This window comes from Pseudoalteromonas sp. 20-MNA-CIBAN-0454, from assembly GCF_040308685.1.
Classification (GTDB): domain Bacteria; phylum Pseudomonadota; class Gammaproteobacteria; order Enterobacterales; family Alteromonadaceae; genus Pseudoalteromonas; species Pseudoalteromonas nigrifaciens.
This window is the reverse complement of sequence record NZ_JBEOOB010000188.1, coordinates 1-262: the sequence shown is the minus strand read 5'-3', so window position 1 is coordinate 262 and position 262 is coordinate 1. Positions and strand designations below refer to the sequence as shown.

General features: G+C 44.7%; 1 protein-coding gene. It reads left to right on the top strand.

The genetic code is table 11. The features are described 5' to 3' along the window. Window positions 1-262: tyrosine-type recombinase/integrase (locus tag AAEZ22_RS18460; protein WP_502935271.1), on the top strand; the 262-nt coding region annotated here is incomplete at both ends.

The window sequence follows — 262 nt, the reverse complement described above, 5'->3', positions numbered from 1 at the left end:
AAAGAGATGACGGCACTGGCTGATAGAGCGGAAGCTTATATCAGTCGCAATCCAACCTTTAAGCAGTTTGCTGATATTTGGTATGAGGAGAAGAAGATTGAGTGGCGACCAAGTTATCAATATAAGGTACAGACGATTCTTGATAAGTATCTGTTGCCTGAGTTTGGTGGCAAAGCGGTTCATGCCATAAAAAAAACAGACTTGCTGGCTTTTCGTAGCGCCCTCGCCAAAGTTCGCTACGGTAAAGATGCCCAGTCAAGTC